This is a genomic window from Rhizobium ecuadorense (assembly GCF_001187535.1).
Lineage (GTDB): Bacteria > Pseudomonadota > Alphaproteobacteria > Rhizobiales > Rhizobiaceae > Rhizobium > Rhizobium ecuadorense.
The window spans coordinates 1-250 of the sequence record NZ_LFIO01000821.1; the positions used below are offsets into that span (position 1 = coordinate 1).

The following is a 250-nucleotide window of genomic DNA, read 5'->3' on the forward strand; positions in this document are numbered from 1 at the left end:
GTGCTGAATGCAGCGCTGCTCTATTCCGGCACGCGAACGAAGACCACCGACGAACTGGCGTTCGATTGGGAGACTGTGCCGTTCCTTGGCGGTCCCGGCACCGATATCCGCCCTTTCGCGCAGATCAGCCAGGACCAGAGCTCGAAGACCTATGTCGCAGCCCTCAATCACGACATTGGGGCGGGACCGCTGACCTTCCGCTACGGCATCGAGGGCGGCTGGATCGATGCCCACAACAGCAGCTTCCTGC

General features: G+C 62.4%; 1 protein-coding gene. It reads left to right on the plus strand.

Features of this window, described 5'->3' with window-relative positions:
* Positions 1 to 250: hypothetical protein (locus tag AF337_RS14480; protein WP_152971079.1), on the plus strand; the 250-nt coding region annotated here is incomplete at both ends.